Origin of the sequence: Vibrio fujianensis, from assembly GCF_002749895.1 — a bacterium.
Taxonomy (GTDB): domain Bacteria; phylum Pseudomonadota; class Gammaproteobacteria; order Enterobacterales; family Vibrionaceae; genus Vibrio; species Vibrio fujianensis.
This window is the reverse complement of sequence record NZ_NBUS01000035.1, coordinates 71,798-72,507: the sequence shown is the minus strand read 5'-3', so window position 1 is coordinate 72,507 and position 710 is coordinate 71,798. Positions and strand designations below refer to the sequence as shown.

Genomic DNA, 710 nt, shown 5'->3' with positions numbered 1-710 from the left:
TACCACTCAAACTGGTCGCCTAAGACAGGAGTGGTACCCAAATGCTCAGTCACCAATTCTCGCAGCGTCATTTGATGATCGAGCTGACCAAGATCCAACCCATACAGCAGCGCAACATCGACCAACTTAGCGTCAATATCTAAGAAAAAATCCCCAAAGAAACGTGATAAAGAGGCTTTTTCCGGTGCTTCGCTAAATAGTTGACTCAATGCTTGAAGATCTTTTTCTTGCCCTAACACACACAGAATGTCGCCTTCTTGCAACTGAGTACTGCCGGAAGGGTGTAACAGTTGCTGTTGACGAAATACTGCAGCGATCCGAGTTCCTTCCGGCATAAATAAGTTACGCAGCGGTTCACCGATGCACCATTTATCTTGCTTTAGCGTGTAAACAAAAAGCTCCCATTCACTCGTAGGAAAAGCCTCGACACCGGTCCGATAAATCGGTTCTGGTTTCGGAGGCAACTCAACTTTCGCCAAACTCATCGCCTTAGTCAATGTACCGCCCTGCACAACCAAGGAGACCATGACCACGAAAAACGCTAAATTGAAGTAGAGTTGCGCCTCTGGTAATCCAGCCATCATTGGAAAAACCGCTAAAATAATAGGCACCGCCCCTCTTAAACCAACCCAAGAGACAAACCATTTTTCACGCGCAGTAAAGCTCTTAAACGGCAACAATCCAATCCAAACCGAGAGCGGTCGAGCAAA

1 protein-coding gene is annotated in these 710 nt (G+C 46.8%); it reads right to left on the bottom strand.

The annotated features are described in order from the left end of the window. The coding region (locus B7C60_RS17605) for a cation:proton antiporter domain-containing protein (protein WP_245868436.1) at positions 1–710 on the bottom strand (710 nt) is incomplete at both ends.